We start from the raw sequence: 15532 nt of genomic DNA, 5'->3' as shown, positions 1-15532 counted from the left end.
GTATGACGCCCATACCGCCGATTGCATCTGTCTATTTGAATGAGTGACAGTTCAGACTATATGATGTTTCATGATGTGGATTTAAATGGTGGTTTTGGCTAAACATGGGTTCAAGCGATTTCATAACATTATTCTTTCTTGTTGCGGCTGTACTGATTTTTCTTCAGTTGCGCAGCGTCCTTGGTCGCCGCACAGGAAATGAAAAACCGCCCTTTGATCCCTATAGCGCAAAGGACGCTGCGAGGGGTCCCGGTAGTGATGACGGCAAGGTTGTTACCCTGCCCAAACGCGATGGAAGGGATGAGGATGAGCGTTTTGCTGAAATCGATTCTTTTGCAAAACCAGGCACAGAACTGAACGAATCACTTCGTGAACTCCTCAAGAGTGATCCGTCTTTCCGGCCCAAGGAATTCCTCAACGGTGCCCGTATGGCATACGAAATGATCGTCATGGCTTTTGCTGATGGCGATCGCAAGACCCTCAAAAACCTGTTGTCACGAGAAGTTTATGATGGCTTCAATTCAGCCATTACGGAACGTGAGGCACAGGGCGAAGTCGTGAAGTCCACTTTTGTCGGTATCGAAAAGGCGGATATTCTTCAGGCCAGCATTCGTGATGAAGAAGAACAGATCACAGTGCGCATAGCCAGCCAGCTGATTTCGGCCACCTATAACAAGGATGGGGAACTGGTAGACGGCGATGCCGAGGGTGTTTCCGAGGTCAATGATATCTGGACCTTTGCCCGCGATGTGCGGTCAAAAGATCCAAACTGGAAACTGGTTGCTACAGAATCCGAACAATGAGTGCCGAAGGCCAGAATTTCTCGTTACGAGAACTGAAATTTTTGGATCTACCGGGCTGGCGTGGGGATGACCCACGCCCGTTGTTGGATGCTATGCAAGCCTGTCTTCGGCATCTGCGCTCCATAAAACCCTATCGTACCGGTTCCCTTGGACTGTCGAGTGATGATTTGCTGCCGCTTCTTGAAGCGGCAGAAACATTTCAGCCATCCAGTGCGGCAGATGCCCGGGAGTTTTTTGAACGACACTGTTCGCCATTTGCCATTCTTCCTAAGGAAACAGCGCAAGGTTTCGTAACCGGCTTTTATGAACCGGAAGTCGAAGTATCTGCCGTCCCTGACGATGTCTGGAAATATCCCTTCTACAATCGCCCCACTGATTTGATTGATCTGGACGCGCAAAATCGCCCAGTTCATATCGATGCATCCTATGCATTTGGACTTTCTGGCGACAACGGTATCGATTTCTATCCGGACCGCAAAGTGATTGATCAGGGTTATCTCCAGGGTAGGAATCTGGAAATTGCCTGGGCGAAATCGAAGGTTGATGTGTTCTTTGCCCATGTTCAGGGTGCCGCAAGGCTGAAATTTCCCGATGGAAGCGTGACCCGCATCACCTATGCGGCAAAAGCTGGTCATCCGTTTTCAGGCATCGGTCGGTTGTTGATCGATCGTGGCTGCATCGATCCGGCCACTGTCTCCATGCAGTCCATTCGTAGATGGCTCGGCGAAAATCCTGCCTTGGTGGACGAAGTGCTGTGGCACAATCCTTCTTATATCTTTTTCAAGGTAGCGGATGTTTCGGATGAAACTCTGGGGCCGGTGGCGGCTGCAAAGGTTCCACTGATCGCCGGCCGCTCGCTGGCTGTCGATCGTTCTGTTCACACATTTGGCTACCCATTTTTTATTCACGCTGCGGAGCTGACACATCTCGACGAGGGAAAACCTTTTGCCAGATTGATGCTGGCGCTTGATACCGGTTCGGCGATTATCGGTCCGGCACGCGGTGATATTTTCACGGGCTCCGGTTATCTGGCTGGAGAGCAGGCAGGCACGATCCGCAACAACGCTGATTTTTACATTCTGCTGCCCAACCATGCCGCCCAAAGGTACCGGCCATGAAGGGTGGTCGAAAGCTGAATCGGGACGAACGCATTTTGTGGGGCAAGGTCGCCAGAACGACACGGCCTGTGTCCGGTCGTCTTGAAGACCTGGAGTTTGAAGATGTAACGGAAGCAGCGCCCGTTGCCGCAGAACCGGAGAAGCCCAAAGCGCAATTCCCGAAAATGATTGTTGAGGAAGTGCCGCTTGATCCCGGTATTAAGACTAAAGCTGGTCGCATTCACCATCCGCTTGAGAAACCGGTCAAACGAAAACTGACCCGCGGCCATCTGCCACTTGAAGGCCGTATTGATTTGCACGGCATGGTCCAGAGCGAAGCGCATTCCATTCTGCTGGATTTTTTGATCCGCGCCCATGAACGGGGTATGCGGCATGTATTGGTCATCACCGGCAAAGGCAGGTCGCTCGGCAGCGATGGTGCCCTGAAACGAGCAGTGCCAATGTGGTTTTCCAAACCGGAGTTTCGTTACCTGATATCGTCTTATGAAGATGCTTCGCGTAATCACGGTGGTGATGGCGCGCTTTATGTCAGGCTGTCGCGGGCGAGGGGAGATCGATCATGACACCCTTTGCAGAAGCTGTGCGTCTGTTGAGAGAACGTAAGGGCGTGACGCAAAAGCAAATGGCCTATGCCATCGGTGTGTCGCCCGCCTACCTCTCAGCGCTGGAGCATGGAAAGCGTGGCAAACCCAGCTTCGATTTTCTCCAGCGGGTTGCCGGATATTTCAATATTATCTGGGACGAGGCAGAGGAGCTGTTTTCTCTCGCCGGTGTATCCGATCCAAGGGTGGTTATTGACACGTCTGGTATGGCGCCGGAATACACCGCCTTTGCCAACGCGCTTGCGAAGGATATTCGCCATTTGCCATCATCCGTGCTAAATGAACTGTCAGATGTTCTGCAACGCAGCCGGACGACCGGATAAATGCCTCTATCCCCTGAATTATGGGGTTAGAACAGTTCTCGGACTTTGGATGTTGCCCTAAAATTTCTATAGTCTCGGGTCAGGAATCTGGTGATTCGCAGAGACCCCTTCTGCCACCGACAAATTTGGAAAGACAATTCATGACCGAAATACCGTCTGGCGAAGTTGGCGCAACCCCTGAATATGGCGCCGATTCGATCAAGGTTCTCAAGGGTCTCGATGCGGTACGCAAGCGCCCTGGCATGTATATTGGCGATACCGATGATGGCTCCGGCCTGCACCACATGGTGTACGAAGTTGTCGATAACGCAATCGACGAAGCGCTGGCCGGCCACGCCGATATCGTAACTGTTACGCTCAATGCTGATGGCTCGGTCACCGTGACCGACAACGGCCGTGGCATTCCAACAGACATTCACACAGGTGAGGGGGTTTCTGCCGCTGAAGTTATCATGACCCAGTTGCACGCAGGTGGTAAGTTCGACCAGAACTCCTACAAGGTATCTGGTGGTCTGCACGGCGTGGGTGTGTCGGTGGTGAACGCGCTGTCCGTTTGGCTTAAGCTGCGTATCCGCCGCAATGGTAAGCTGCATGAAATCGCTTTCACCCACGGCGTGGCTGATGCGCCGCTGAAAGTAATTGGTGATTATGAAGGTCGTTCCGGCACGGAAGTTACCTTCCAGCCAAGCACGGAAACCTTCACTCATATCGAATTTGATTACGGCACGCTGGAACACCGTCTGCGGGAGCTCGCATTCCTTAACTCGGGTGTGCGCATTCTGTTAACTGACAAGCGTCGCCCGGAAATCAAGCAGGAAGAGATGCTTTATGAGGGCGGTCTGGAAGCCTATGTGCGCTACCTTGACCGTTCCAAGAAATCTCTGGTCGACAAGCCGATCTTTATCAAAAGCGAAAAAGACGGGATCACCGTTGAAGTGTCCATGTGGTGGAACGACAGCTACCATGAAAATGTTCTTTGCTTCACAAACAACATTCCACAGCGCGATGGCGGCACGCATATGGCCGGTTTCCGTGGTGCGCTGACACGTCAGATCACCTCCTATGCGGATACGTCAGGTATCACCAAGAAGGAAAAGGTCAGCCTGACCGGTGACGATTGCCGTGAAGGCCTGACTGCAGTTCTGTCTGTTAAGGTTCCTGATCCAAAGTTCTCGTCGCAGACCAAGGATAAGCTGGTTTCGTCGGAAGTGCGGCCAGTTGTTGAAGGTTTGGTCAACGAAGCCCTTTCGACCTGGTTGGAAGAACATCCGACAGAAGCCAAGGTTCTGGTTGGCAAAGTGGTTGAAGCTGCTGTTGCCCGTGAAGCTGCGCGCAAGGCTCGCGAACTGACACGCCGTAAGGGCGCACTGGATATCGCGTCTCTACCTGGCAAGCTTGCTGACTGCTCTGAACGGGATCCTGCCAAGTCTGAACTTTTCCTCGTCGAGGGTGACTCGGCTGGTGGTTCCGCCAAGCAGGGTCGTTCGCGTGAATCACAGGCCATTTTGCCGCTGCGCGGTAAAATCCTCAACGTAGAGCGCGCCCGCTTCGACAAGATGTTGTCCAGCCAGGAAATCGGTACGTTGATTACCGCGCTTGGTACGTCGATCGGTAAGGACGAGTTTAATCCGGATAAACTGCGCTACCACAAGATCATCATCATGACCGATGCTGACGTGGACGGGGCACATATTCGTACACTGCTGCTGACATTCTTCTTCCGTCAGATGCCGGAACTGATTGAACGCGGTCATCTCTATATCGCACAGCCGCCGCTTTATAAGGTGACGCGTGGCAAGTCCGTTCAATATCTGAAGGACGAAAAGGCGCTGGAAGATTATCTGGTGACCATGGGTCTCGAAGACGCGACATTGACATTGGGGTCAGGCGAAGTACGCGCCGGCCAGGATTTGCGTGAGATAATTGTTGACACGTCCAAGCTGCGTTCGCTGATTGATGGTCTCCATTCGCGTTATAATCGCGGTGTTGTCGAGCAGGCGGCAATTGCTGGCCTTCTTAATGTCGAGCTTGCTGCTGACAAGAGCCGTGGCGAAGAAATCGCCGCAGAAGTGGCACGACGCCTGGATATGATTGCTGAAGAAACCGAACGCGGCTGGAGTGGTCACGTGACGGACGAGGGTGGTTTCCGTTTTGAACGTATGGTGCGTGGCGTCAAGGAAGTGGCGTGGCTCGATATGAACCTGATCGGTTCGGCTGATGCACGTTACATTGACCAGTTGTCCGTTCGCTTGGCAGACATCTACCGTGTTCCGCCGGTCCTGACCCGCAAGGAAGGCAACATCACCCTTTCCGGCCCTCGTGAATTGCTGGATGCGATCTTTGCATCGGGCCGCAAGGGTCTGTCCATGCAGCGTTATAAAGGTCTTGGCGAAATGAATGCCGAGCAGCTTTGGGAAACCACTCTGGATCCAAACGTTCGCTCGCTGCTGCAGGTCAAGGTCAATGATGCGACCGACGCGGATGGCTTGTTCTCGCGCCTGATGGGCGATGAAGTTGAGCCGCGCCGTGACTTTATCCAGGAAAACGCCTTGAGCGTTGCCAACCTCGATATCTGATCAGGCACTGTCCCAGACGGTGAATGGTTGAGGATTCACGTGAAACTTTTAATCCCCGGGCTAAACCTCGGGGATTTATGTTTTGTGCTATGGCATCAATTAAGATGTCTTTGCAGAAAGACAGCCTGTTGGTGCCAGACTGCCAAAAGCGGCAACGCCCTTAATCAATCTTGCCGGTAAATTTGCCTTCAAAGGCAACGTCTGCCAGTGGAAGTCTGCCGCTTGGCACTTCACGTTCTCTCAGATCATCGGGCAGGGTGTCCTTGTCGGCTATCTTGCCGATCGCAACCGCTGCCTCAACCTGATACCCGTCGGGAATATCCAAAGCCTCAAGTGCCTTGTCACGGTAAATGCCACCCATGCCATGGGCATGGTAACCGAGCAACTGCGACTGCATGGCCATTGAAAACCAAGCAGCACCAGCATCGAAGGAATGGGTCGCCGATGGCTTTTTCTCGCCTTCGCGTGAAACATTGTAGGTGCGAGATACCACAAACAGCAGCACAGACGCTTTGTCGACCCAACGTTTGTTACCGTCCATCAGCAAGTCGAAAAGTGTCTGCCATTGTTCGCTGCCATTATGGGCGTAGATAAAACGCCATGGCTGGAAATTTGAAGCAGATGGTGCCCAGTGGGCGGCATCCAGAATGGTCAGAAGATCATCCGCCGGCATTGCCTCACCGGTGAAGGCTCGCGGTGACCAGCGCTCGAGAAACAATGGATCAACGGGATATTCAGATTGGCGGGAATTGGCTTTGGTCATCTTTGCGCCTTTCATTGGTAAAAAGATGTCAGCATTCCGCATGCTATTTTTCAGGTCCATATGCGGTCAAGGGGTGACAAGGATAAATAGATCGTTCATATATGATCTATCTTGTCTGACAACCGGGAGGATCCCTATGAAATTGATGCGCGTTGGCCCAGCGGGTCAGGAAAAACCAGCTATTCTTGACAACGACGGTAAGGTCCGTGATCTTTCCGCTCATGTAAAGGATATTGGCGGCGAGGCGATTTCGCCTGAAGGCCTCAAAAAGATTGCTGCACTGGACCTGTCCAGCCTCCCAGTGCTCGATGACTGCCGTATTGGCGCCTGCGTTGCCGGCACGGGCAAATTCATCTGCATCGGCCTGAACTTCTCGGACCACGCTGCTGAAACCGGCGCAGCCGTTCCTTCCGAACCAGTTATCTTCATGAAGGCAACATCCGCTATCGTTGGTCCTAACGACAATGTCGTTATTCCACGTGGCTCTGAAAAGACCGACTGGGAAGTTGAACTGGGTGTGGTTATCGGCAAGACAGCGAAATACGTTTCCGAAGCCGACGCATTGGACTACGTTGCAGGTTACTGCGTCAGCCACGACGTATCCGAGCGTGCGTTCCAGACCGAGCGTCAGGGACAGTGGACGAAGGGCAAGTCCTGCGACACCTTCGGCCCGATCGGCCCATGGCTGGTGACAAAGGAAGAAATTACCGATCCGCAGAACCTTGGAATGTGGTTGAAGGTCAACGGCGAAACTGTACAGAACGGCTCCAGCAAGACCATGGTTTATGGCGTTGCCAATGTTGTTTCCTACCTCAGCCAGTTCATGTCTCTGCACCCGGGCGATGTTATCTCCACCGGCACACCTCCAGGCGTTGGCCTCGGCATGAAGCCACCACGCTTCCTCAAGGCAGGTGACGTTGTTGAGCTCGGCATCGAAGGCCTTGGCACGCAGAAGCAGACTTTCGTCGCTGACGTCTAAGATCTGAATTGACGGTGCGTTCTGCGATGTTTTTATCGCAAGACATGCTGGAAGTTACACAAAAGCCTGAAGGTATCTTCGGGCTTTTGTTTGTTTCATAGTCCGCGACATACCCGCAGGATTGACAGGATGCAGTTTTCCTTGGCGTGAATGGCCTCGAATCGGTTATGAAACAGCATGTTTTCCTTACTGAGAAAATCTCGAACACCAGCAAAACCCAAAGCCCCGCTTCAGCGTGTGCATGAAGTGGCTGGCAGAAGCTTGCCGTTGGTTATCAAGGAAAACCTGCGCGCCACCCGTATTACCCTGCGTATCGAACCAGGCGGAAAGGGTCTGAAACTCACCATTCCCTATGGTCTACACCATCGCGAGGTCGATGATTTTCTTGATCGGCATCACGGCTGGTTGAAAAACAGGCTCGAAAAACTTGGCCCGGAGCAACATCTGCGCCATGGCGGTACCATCAGCATTCGCGGTATTTCCCACCGTATCGAACATACCGGAACGTTGCGCGGGGTGACGCAGGTTCTGCGTACTCCGGAAGGGGAGGCGATCTTGCGGGTCAGCGGCCTGCCGGAACATACCGGTCGACGCATTTCAACCTACCTTAAAAAGGAAGCCCGTGCTGATCTAGAACGGCTGGTGGCCATGTATGCAAAAACCGTGGGCCGGCCGGTGCGCTCCCTCACCATGAAAGATACGCGCAGCCGTTGGGGATCGTGCTCCTACGAAGGCAATCTCAGTTTTTCATGGCGTATCGTTATGGCCCCGGACAGTGTGATTGATTATCTGGCCGCTCATGAGGTGGCGCATTTGCGTGAAATGAACCACGGACCAAAATTCTGGGCACTGTGCAAAGCACTGTGCCCACATATGGAAGAATCCAAGGCCTGGCTGAAGCGGCATGGTTCACAGCTGCATGCATTGGATTTCAGCTAGACGTCATTGGCATAAAATGACGGCCACTCTGTTATGTTTTCCATCATTTGGCCCATTTTGTCGCGCGTATAACAGGTAACACTACAACTTGGATTCACGTGAAACATATTCTCTCATCGGGAGGTCGCGTTTTGGCTCGACTCTTGGATAAAATCATGTCACGTCGCGGCTATGAAACCTGATATCAAGATATGCGGATTGAAGACCTCGGAAGCGGTGGAAAAAGCCGTTGCCCGTGGTGCAAGCCATATTGGCTTCATTTTCTTTGAAAAAAGCCCCCGCAATATTGAACCTGATATTGCTGGAAAACTGGCGGATGCGGTGCGGGGACGGGCAAAAATCGTTGCTGTCACCGTCAATGCCGACAATGATGATCTGGACGAAATCATTGCGCTTCTCAAACCGGATATTCTGCAGCTTCATGGCACGGAAACCCCTGAACGGGTTTTGAACGTCAAGGCGATCTACGGATTGCCAGTCATGAAGGCACTTTCCATCCGTGAAGCTGATGATCTTATCAGGGTCGAACCCTATATAGGAATAGCAGATCGCTTCCTGTTCGATGCCAAGCCTCCAAAGGGTTCGGATCTGCCGGGTGGCAATGGTGTAAGCTTTGACTGGTCGTTGTTGGCTGGCCTTGACGCAGATATCGATTACATGCTTTCCGGTGGATTGAACAAAGATAATGTCGCAGAGGCGCTGTCACGCACCGGGGCGAGGGGAATAGATTTATCGTCGGGCGTGGAAAGTGCGCCTGGCGTAAAGGATCTCGGACTGATTGATGCGCTTTTTGATGCCATCGAGACAGCCGGAAACAAACCGCAGGGAGTTTGAAAGTGAACGAGACGCCAAAACCGAATTCGTTTCGTGCCGGTCCCGACCAGGATGGGCGCTTCGGCATTTACGGGGGGCGCTTTGTTGCCGAAACCCTGATGCCTCTGATCCTCGATCTTCAGGCGGAATGGGACAAAGCCAAGAACGATCCTGAATTCCAGGCAGAATTGAAGCATCTCGGCGCGCACTATACCGGCCGTCCAAGCCCACTCTATTTTGCGGAACGCCTGACCGAGGAACTCGGCGGTGCCAAGATCTATTTCAAACGCGAAGAGCTGAACCATACCGGTTCACACAAGATCAACAACTGCCTTGGCCAAATCCTGCTTGCCAAACGCATGGGCAAGACCCGTATTATCGCTGAAACCGGTGCCGGCCAGCACGGCGTGGCTTCTGCCACCGTGGCCGCACGGTTTGGACTGCCTTGTGTTGTCTACATGGGTGCAACGGATGTTGAGCGTCAGGCTCCAAATGTGTTCCGCATGAAACTCCTCGGTGCTGAAGTAAAGCCGGTCACGGCTGGCCACGGCACGTTGAAGGACGCCATGAATGAGGCGCTGCGCGACTGGGTTACCAATGTCGACGACACCTACTATTTGATCGGTACCGCTGCCGGACCTCATCCGTATCCGGAGATGGTGCGCGATTTTCAGGCTGTGATTGGTGAAGAAGCCAAACAGCAGATGATGGAGGCCGAAGGCCGTCTGCCGGATATGGTTATTGCAGCTGTTGGCGGCGGTTCCAACGCTATCGGTATTTTCCATCCGTTCCTGGATGATGAAAGTGTGAAGATTGTCGGTGTCGAGGCTGGCGGCAAGGGTCTGTCGGGTGATGAGCACTGCGCATCCATCACGGCCGGTTCTCCAGGTGTTTTGCATGGCAACCGTACCTATCTGCTTCAGGATGAAGATGGCCAGATCAAGGAAGGTCACTCCGTGTCTGCCGGTCTAGACTATCCGGGGATCGGGCCTGAGCATTCCTGGCTGAATGATATTGGTCGCGTTGAATACGTTCCGATCATGGACCATGAAGCTCTGGAAGCATTCCAGACACTGACACGTCTTGAAGGCATCATTCCCGCACTGGAGCCAAGCCATGCTTTGGCCGAAGTTATCAAGCGCGCGCCGACAATGGGCAAGGACGAAATCATTCTCATGAATCTGTCCGGTCGCGGCGACAAGGATATCTTCACTGTGGCGAAACTTCTGGGAATGGGTGCGTAATCATGACTGCTCGTATGGAAAAACGTTTCGCGGATCTGCGTGCAGAAAATCGCCCGGCGCTCATTACATATTTCATGGGTGGCGATCCGGACTTCGAAACATCGCTTGGCATCATGAAGGCGCTGCCGGAAGCCGGTTCAGATGTGATCGAACTCGGCATGCCGTTTTCTGATCCGATGGCCGACGGCCCGGCCATTCAGTTGGCTGGCCAGCGCGCGCTAAAGAACGGCCAGTCGCTGAAAACCACGATTGATCTGGCCCGTGAATTCCGCAAGGTTGATAACGATACGCCGATTGTCCTGATGGGCTACTATAACCCCATCTACATCTATGGGGTCGAAAAGTTCATCGAAGATGCATTGGCCTCCGGTATAGACGGCCTGATCATCGTTGATCTGCCGCCGGAAATGGATGACGAACTCTGCATTCCAGCATTGCAGAAAGATCTCAATTTCATTCGTCTCGCAACACCGACCACGGATGAGAAGCGTCTGCCTGCGGTTCTCAACAACACGTCCGGTTTTGTTTACTACGTTTCGATGAATGGTATCACCGGTTCGGCGCTGCCGGATCCATCGTTGATCTCCGGTGCCGTCGGGCGTATCAAGGCACACACGAATCTGCCGGTTTGTGTCGGTTTCGGCGTCAAGACCGCTGAACATGCCAAGGCCATAGGCGCAGTTGCCGATGGTGTGGTGGTCGGTACTGCGATTGTCGCGCAGATTGCCGGAAGTCTGACAAAGGACGGTAAGGCGTCAGCGGACACTGTTCATGCCGTCACGACACTGGTAAAGGGACTTTCCACGGGCGTCAGAGCATCACGCCTTGCTGCTGCCGAGTAGTATTCGGTACGGACAGCAGAAAAAGTCAGGAGTTTTCAAGTGAACTGGATCACCAATTACGTTCGGCCGCGCATCAATTCCATGCTGGGCCGCCGCGATGTGCCGGAGAATCTCTGGATCAAGTGCCCGGAAACGGGCGAGATGGTTTTCCATAAGGATCTGGAAGACAACAAGTGGGTTATTCCTGCTTCCGGCTATCATATGAAGATGCCGGGCAAGGCCCGACTTGCTGATCTGTTTGATGACGGCGTTTACGAAGCACTGCAGCAGCCAAAGGTCGCGCAGGATCCGCTGAAGTTCCGCGATTCAAAGAAATACACCGATCGCCTGCGTGACAGCCGCATCAAGACCGACCAGGAAGATACCATTCTGGCCGGCGTTGGTTTGCTGAAGGGCCTAAAGATTGTGGCCGTCGTGCATGAATTCCAGTTCATGGGCGGTTCGCTGGGTATTGCGGCCGGTGAGGCCATCGTCAAGGCATTTGAGCGCGCTATTTCCGAACGGTGCCCGCTCGTGATGTTCCCGGCTTCCGGTGGCGCACGTATGCAGGAGGGCATTCTGTCTCTCATGCAGCTGCCGCGCACCACTGTTGCCGTCAACATGCTCAAAGAAGCAGGCATGCCGTATATTGTCGTGCTCACTAACCCGACCACGGGCGGTGTGACCGCGTCTTATGCAATGCTGGGCGATGTTCACATTGCCGAGCCAGGTGCCGAAATCTGCTTTGCTGGCAAGCGCGTTATCGAGCAGACAATTCGCGAAAAGCTGCCGGAAGGCTTCCAGACGGCGGAATACCTGCTGGATCACGGCATGGTCGACATGGTGGTGGATCGCCATGAGATTCCCGATACGCTGGCAAACCTTCTCAAGATCATGACGAAATCGAACATCGCGGCGCCTGAAAAAAAGCAGGTTACCGTGGTTGATGCCGTTTCCGCCTGATTGCGCTTTTTCAAGATCCATGCGCAGCCTGCATTTTCGTCAGGCTGCGCATTTGTATTTTCCGGATGTGTGCGGAACAGGCTTTGTCCTCTAGACACACGCTTTAGACGCCTGAGGGGCGAATGACCGACATGACGCACTTGCCCATGAGTGAAGCCGAACTGGAAATTGAAAAGCTGATGCAGCTTCATCCGAAGGGCTTTGACCTTTCGCTGGAGCGTATTACCGCTCTTCTTGAGAAGCTGGGCAATCCACATCGCCGCCTGCCGCCTGTCATTCATGTGGCCGGCACCAATGGCAAAGGCTCTGTCACGGCGTTCAGCCGCGCGCTTCTCGAAGCAGCCGGTCTTTCTGTTCATGTCCACACCTCGCCGCATCTGGTGCGCTGGCACGAACGGTACCGCCTCGGCGTCCCCGGAGGCCGTGGTCGTTTCGTGGAAGATGCTGTATTTGCCAACGCATTGCGCCGCGTGGCTGATGCCAATGGCGGACAAAAAATCACAGTTTTTGAAATTCTGACGGCGGTGACGTTCCTATTGTTTTCGGAACATCCGGCAGATGTTGCGATTATCGAAGTGGGACTTGGCGGCAGGTTTGATGCCACCAATGTCATCAACAGCCCGGCTGTCTCCGTCATCATGCCGATTTCGCTGGATCACCAGCCTTATCTCGGTGACAGGGTGGAACTGATTGCGGCCGAAAAGGCCGGTATCATGAAAAAGGGCTTTCCTGTCGTCATCGGCCATCAGCAATTTGATGCGGCTCTTGAGGTTCTGGTCGGTACGGCCGAGCGGCTGTCCTGTCCCACCACTGTCTTCGGACAGGATTACGGTGCCCATGAGGAATTTGGCCGCATGATCTACCAGGACGAATTTGGGCTGTCCGATCTTCCGATGCCGCGGCTTCCGGGCCGCCACCAACTTGCCAATGCCGCTGCTGCCATTCGCGCCGTCAAGGCTGCAGGCTTCGAAGTCAGTGAGCGCATGATGGAAAAAGCCATGCAGTCGGTCGAATGGCCGGGTCGTTTGCAGAGACTGATGGATGGCAAACTGTTCCAACTGGCGCCAAAGGGTGCCGAATTGTGGGTCGATGGCGGGCATAATCCCGGTGCCGGTGAAGTGATTGCCGAAGCGATGGCCGGTTTCGAGGAAAAGCAGTCGCGCCCGCTGTTCATCATCGCTGGTATGATCAATACCAAGGATCCGGTTGGCTACTTCAAGGCATTTGCCGATATCGCCGAATATGTCTTTACAGTGCCGATTGGCGGAACCGATGCTGCAATTGATCCCGTCGTTCTGGCCCACGCTGCCTTTGACGCCGGATTGACGGCAGAGCCATCCTCGTCAATCGAGGAAGCGCTGCAGGAGATTCACGGCAGGCTGATGCTCGACGCACCGGCTCCACGTATTCTGATTGGTGGATCGCTCTACCTGGCTGGCAACGCGCTTTCTGCCAACGGCACGCTTCCAGACTGACATCGTTCAGGCAGGTTTTGCGGTCAAACTTCCATTCAAAAGCTGCCGGAATGACTTGCATTGCATATGCGACGGGGCAGGGCACTCGGCGACGTGGCGCAACGTGTCACGCAACGTCGTCAGTTCGCGGATCTGTGCATCGATCTGATCCGCCTTTTGATGGAAAACATCGCGCGATATCTGCGGCAATCCATTCTGGCCAAACATTCCGGCAATGTCCTGCAGTGAAAATCCTGCTGACTTGGCCATCGCAATCAATTTGAGTTGCAGCAGGACCTCAGGCGGAAACTGTCGACGCAAACCTTTGCGTGACACCGAGCCGATCAGCCCGGCTTCTTCGTAATGTCGAAGTGCCGACGGTTTGAACCCGCTACGAGCCGAAACTTCGCCGATATCCAGAAACTTCATACTTGACCTCAAGTTGGCTTGAAGTGGCAGCATGCTCCTCGTTCGTTATTCAAACAAGAGGCAAAGACATGCAGCAAACCAAAGTAAGTGAACAACAGCGAATGACGAAGGGGGTAGTTTTTACCCTCTCACTATCGATGTTGCTGGCATCGCTCGGCACCAGCATTGTCAACATTGCCTTGCCAGCACTGGCTGAGGCGTTTTCGGCACCGTTTGCAGAAGTGCAAGCGGTCGTGGTCATCTATCTTGCTGCCATGACAGTATCGGTCGTCATCGCTGGCAGGCTCGGTGACCGGTTCGGTTTAAAGCCCATGTTACAAACTGGCCTTGGCTTATTTTGCCTTGCCTCATTTGCCAGTGCATTTGCGCAAAATCTCTGGTGGCTGATTGCTGCACGAGCACTTCAAGGTATCGGCGCAGCTTTTCTAATGACGCTCTCCATGGCCCTGATGCGCCAAATGGCAAGCCAATCGCGGATTGGACGGGCCATGGGACTGCTCGGAACCGTTTCCGCTGGTGGCCCCTCGCTTGGTGGCCTGTTAATCCCGGTGGCGGGATGGCAGGGTATCTTCTGGCTGCAGATCCCTTTCACCGCAATCGCCTTGCTGCTGGCAGTTGTAATCCTGCCTGATGACGTGGCGAGAAAACAAACAGTAGCTGCTAGCATGCGATCGGTGTTCAACGCTGACTTGGTCGCCAGTCTTGTTATCAATCTTCTGGTCGCCGCAGTGATGATGACGACATTGGTTGTCGGCCCATTTTATCTCGGCCTCAGGCTGGAGTTGCAGATCAATCAGATCGGCTTTGTCATGGCGATTGGGCCGCTCCTGTCGATCATCAGCGGTGTGCCATCGGGTCGTCTTGTTGATGTCTGGGGAAGCAGGAGAGTGTTGTCCCTCGGGCTGATCTTGTTGGCTGCCGGCGCTTTTCTTCTGGCTTTTCTGCCTAACACGATTGGGCTGGTTGGATATATTGCATCCATCATTCTGCTGACGCCGGGATATCAATTGTTCCAGGCGGCCAATAACACCGCAGCTTTGGCAGATGTGCCGAGAGAACAGCGCGGTACAGCATTCGGTGTCCTGACCATGTCACGCAATATCGGTTTGATTACCGGTGCATCGATTATGGGAGTTGTTTTCAGCGCCGGTGTCGGCACCGAAAATTTAGCAGATGCCACAAGTGAGGCCATAGGGCAGGGCATGCAGCTGGTTTTTCTATTCTCCGGCGCCATGATGATTGCTGCAATCGCTGCGAATATCGCGGCAGGCAGGCGTAGATGGGAAAGTCTGACTCGTGAGCAGCCATAAAAAAAGCCCGGCATGGCCGGGCTTTTAATCTGTATTCTGATTGGAAAATCAGGCTGCGCCAGCAATCCAGGCAGAGAGCGCGCTCTTGGGGGCAGCGCCTACCTTGATGTCGGCCACTTCGCCACCCTTGAAAACGGCAAGTGTCGGGATAGACCGAACGCCGAACTGAGCAGCAAGCTCAGGGTTTTCATCGATGTTCAGCTTGGCAACCTTGACCTTGCCAGCCAGTTCATTGGAAATCTCTTCAAGGCTTGGTGCAATCATCTTGCACGGGCCGCACCATTCCGCCCAAAAATCAACAACGACAGGTTCGGAGGATTCGAGAACTTCCGACTGGAAGTTGGCGGTATCGACTTTAACGGTAGCCATCGCGGCTCTCCTTTCAGTGAAGCTTG

The 15532-nt window shown here is 53.7% G+C and carries 16 protein-coding genes; 13 read left to right on the top strand and 3 right to left on the bottom strand.

Features of this window, described 5'->3' with window-relative positions:
- The first annotated feature begins 104 nt into the window (after nt 1-104).
- The 5 genes from M2418_RS21140 (at nt 105) to gyrB (ending at nt 5422) form a co-directional block, all read left to right on the top strand.
- A complete protein-coding gene (locus M2418_RS21140; RefSeq protein WP_192490599.1) occupies nt 105-803 on the top strand; it encodes a Tim44/TimA family putative adaptor protein in 699 nt (232 codons plus the stop codon).
- Complete coding sequence (locus M2418_RS21135; protein ID WP_259148939.1) at nt 800-1921, top strand: murein transglycosylase A; 1122 nt, start codon at nt 800-802, stop codon at nt 1919-1921. Before M2418_RS21140 ends, M2418_RS21135 begins: the two co-directional genes overlap by 4 nt.
- Nucleotides 1918-2484, top strand: a complete 567-nt coding sequence (locus M2418_RS21130) for a Smr/MutS family protein (protein ID WP_259148937.1) — start codon at nt 1918-1920, stop codon at nt 2482-2484. The genes M2418_RS21135 and M2418_RS21130 overlap by 4 nt, the downstream gene beginning before the upstream one ends.
- Nucleotides 2481-2846 carry a helix-turn-helix domain-containing protein gene (locus M2418_RS21125; protein ID WP_250984131.1) on the top strand — a complete coding sequence of 122 codons (366 nt, stop codon included), beginning with the start codon at nt 2481-2483 and terminating at the stop codon, nt 2844-2846. Before M2418_RS21130 ends, M2418_RS21125 begins: the two co-directional genes overlap by 4 nt.
- A 140-nt stretch (nt 2847-2986) precedes the next feature.
- On the top strand, nt 2987-5422 hold the full coding sequence (gyrB, locus tag M2418_RS21120; protein ID WP_259148934.1) for a DNA topoisomerase (ATP-hydrolyzing) subunit B: 2436 nt from the start codon (nt 2987-2989) through the stop codon (nt 5420-5422).
- A gap of 160 nt (nt 5423-5582) precedes the next feature.
- Here gyrB and M2418_RS21115 read toward each other — a convergent pair whose 3' ends face one another.
- Nucleotides 5583-6185, bottom strand: a complete 603-nt coding sequence (locus tag M2418_RS21115) for a nitroreductase family protein (protein WP_259148933.1) — start codon at nt 6183-6185, stop codon at nt 5583-5585.
- 136 nt (nt 6186-6321) lie between these two features.
- Here M2418_RS21115 and M2418_RS21110 point away from each other — a divergent pair, with 136 nt between their 5' ends.
- From M2418_RS21110 to M2418_RS21080, 7 genes are all read left to right on the top strand, one after another.
- Entirely contained in the window at nt 6322-7164 is an 843-nt protein-coding gene (locus tag M2418_RS21110; RefSeq protein WP_259148932.1) for a fumarylacetoacetate hydrolase family protein, read from the top strand.
- A gap of 177 nt (nt 7165-7341) precedes the next feature.
- Nucleotides 7342-8103 (top strand): M48 family metallopeptidase, encoded by a 762-nt coding sequence (locus M2418_RS21105; protein WP_259148931.1) that lies wholly within the window; start codon nt 7342-7344, stop codon nt 8101-8103.
- A 171-nt stretch (nt 8104-8274) separates the two neighbouring features.
- Complete coding sequence (locus M2418_RS21100; protein WP_259148930.1) at nt 8275-8937, top strand: phosphoribosylanthranilate isomerase; 663 nt, start codon at nt 8275-8277, stop codon at nt 8935-8937.
- 2 nt (nt 8938-8939) lie between these two features.
- Nucleotides 8940-10160 carry a tryptophan synthase subunit beta gene (gene trpB / locus M2418_RS21095; RefSeq protein WP_250984126.1) on the top strand — a complete coding sequence of 407 codons (1221 nt, stop codon included), beginning with the start codon at nt 8940-8942 and terminating at the stop codon, nt 10158-10160.
- Between the two features lie 2 nt (nt 10161-10162).
- A complete protein-coding gene (gene trpA / locus M2418_RS21090) occupies nt 10163-11002 on the top strand; it encodes a tryptophan synthase subunit alpha (RefSeq protein ID WP_259148929.1) in 840 nt (279 codons plus the stop codon).
- Between the two features lie 39 nt (nt 11003-11041).
- Nucleotides 11042-11944 carry an acetyl-CoA carboxylase, carboxyltransferase subunit beta gene (accD, locus tag M2418_RS21085; RefSeq protein WP_192490610.1) on the top strand — a complete coding sequence of 301 codons (903 nt, stop codon included), beginning with the start codon at nt 11042-11044 and terminating at the stop codon, nt 11942-11944.
- A 122-nt stretch (nt 11945-12066) separates the two neighbouring features.
- On the top strand, nt 12067-13419 hold the full coding sequence (locus tag M2418_RS21080) for a folylpolyglutamate synthase/dihydrofolate synthase family protein (protein WP_259148928.1): 1353 nt from the start codon (nt 12067-12069) through the stop codon (nt 13417-13419).
- A gap of 6 nt (nt 13420-13425) precedes the next feature.
- Here M2418_RS21080 and M2418_RS21075 read toward each other — a convergent pair whose 3' ends face one another.
- Nucleotides 13426-13827 (bottom strand): helix-turn-helix domain-containing protein, encoded by a 402-nt coding sequence (locus M2418_RS21075; protein ID WP_259148927.1) that lies wholly within the window; start codon nt 13825-13827, stop codon nt 13426-13428.
- A gap of 101 nt (nt 13828-13928) precedes the next feature.
- Between M2418_RS21075 and M2418_RS21070 the strand changes: the two genes are divergently transcribed.
- Nucleotides 13929-15137, top strand: a complete 1209-nt coding sequence (locus M2418_RS21070; RefSeq protein ID WP_259148926.1) for an MFS transporter — start codon at nt 13929-13931, stop codon at nt 15135-15137.
- Between the two features lie 48 nt (nt 15138-15185).
- On the opposite strand, the gene trxA is transcribed toward M2418_RS21070, so the two are convergent.
- Nucleotides 15186-15506, bottom strand: coding sequence for a thioredoxin (trxA, locus tag M2418_RS21065; RefSeq protein ID WP_192490614.1), 321 nt, complete (start codon nt 15504-15506; stop codon nt 15186-15188).
- Between the last annotated feature and the right edge of the window lie 26 nt (nt 15507-15532).

Source organism: Rhizobium sp. BIGb0125, from assembly GCF_024810055.1.
Lineage (GTDB): Bacteria > Pseudomonadota > Alphaproteobacteria > Rhizobiales > Rhizobiaceae > Agrobacterium.
This window is presented reverse-complemented; position numbering and strand designations above follow the sequence as displayed.

Coding starts and splice junctions, on each gene's coding strand:
- M2418_RS21140 (WP_192490599.1), top strand. CDS start 105: ATGGGTTCAAGCGATTTCATAACATTATTCTTTCTTGTTGCGGCTGTA.
- M2418_RS21135 (WP_259148939.1), top strand. CDS start 800: ATGAGTGCCGAAGGCCAGAATTTCTCGTTACGAGAACTGAAATTTTTG.
- M2418_RS21130 (WP_259148937.1), top strand. CDS start 1,918: ATGAAGGGTGGTCGAAAGCTGAATCGGGACGAACGCATTTTGTGGGGC.
- M2418_RS21125 (WP_250984131.1), top strand. CDS start 2,481: ATGACACCCTTTGCAGAAGCTGTGCGTCTGTTGAGAGAACGTAAGGGC.
- gyrB (WP_259148934.1), top strand. CDS start 2,987: ATGACCGAAATACCGTCTGGCGAAGTTGGCGCAACCCCTGAATATGGC.
- M2418_RS21115 (WP_259148933.1), bottom strand. CDS start 6,185: ATGACCAAAGCCAATTCCCGCCAATCTGAATATCCCGTTGATCCATTG.
- M2418_RS21110 (WP_259148932.1), top strand. CDS start 6,322: ATGAAATTGATGCGCGTTGGCCCAGCGGGTCAGGAAAAACCAGCTATT.
- M2418_RS21105 (WP_259148931.1), top strand. CDS start 7,342: ATGTTTTCCTTACTGAGAAAATCTCGAACACCAGCAAAACCCAAAGCC.
- M2418_RS21100 (WP_259148930.1), top strand. CDS start 8,275: ATGAAACCTGATATCAAGATATGCGGATTGAAGACCTCGGAAGCGGTG.
- trpA (WP_259148929.1), top strand. CDS start 10,163: ATGACTGCTCGTATGGAAAAACGTTTCGCGGATCTGCGTGCAGAAAAT.
- M2418_RS21080 (WP_259148928.1), top strand. CDS start 12,067: ATGACCGACATGACGCACTTGCCCATGAGTGAAGCCGAACTGGAAATT.
- M2418_RS21075 (WP_259148927.1), bottom strand. CDS start 13,827: ATGAAGTTTCTGGATATCGGCGAAGTTTCGGCTCGTAGCGGGTTCAAA.
- M2418_RS21070 (WP_259148926.1), top strand. CDS start 13,929: ATGACGAAGGGGGTAGTTTTTACCCTCTCACTATCGATGTTGCTGGCA.
- trxA (WP_192490614.1), bottom strand. CDS start 15,506: ATGGCTACCGTTAAAGTCGATACCGCCAACTTCCAGTCGGAAGTTCTC.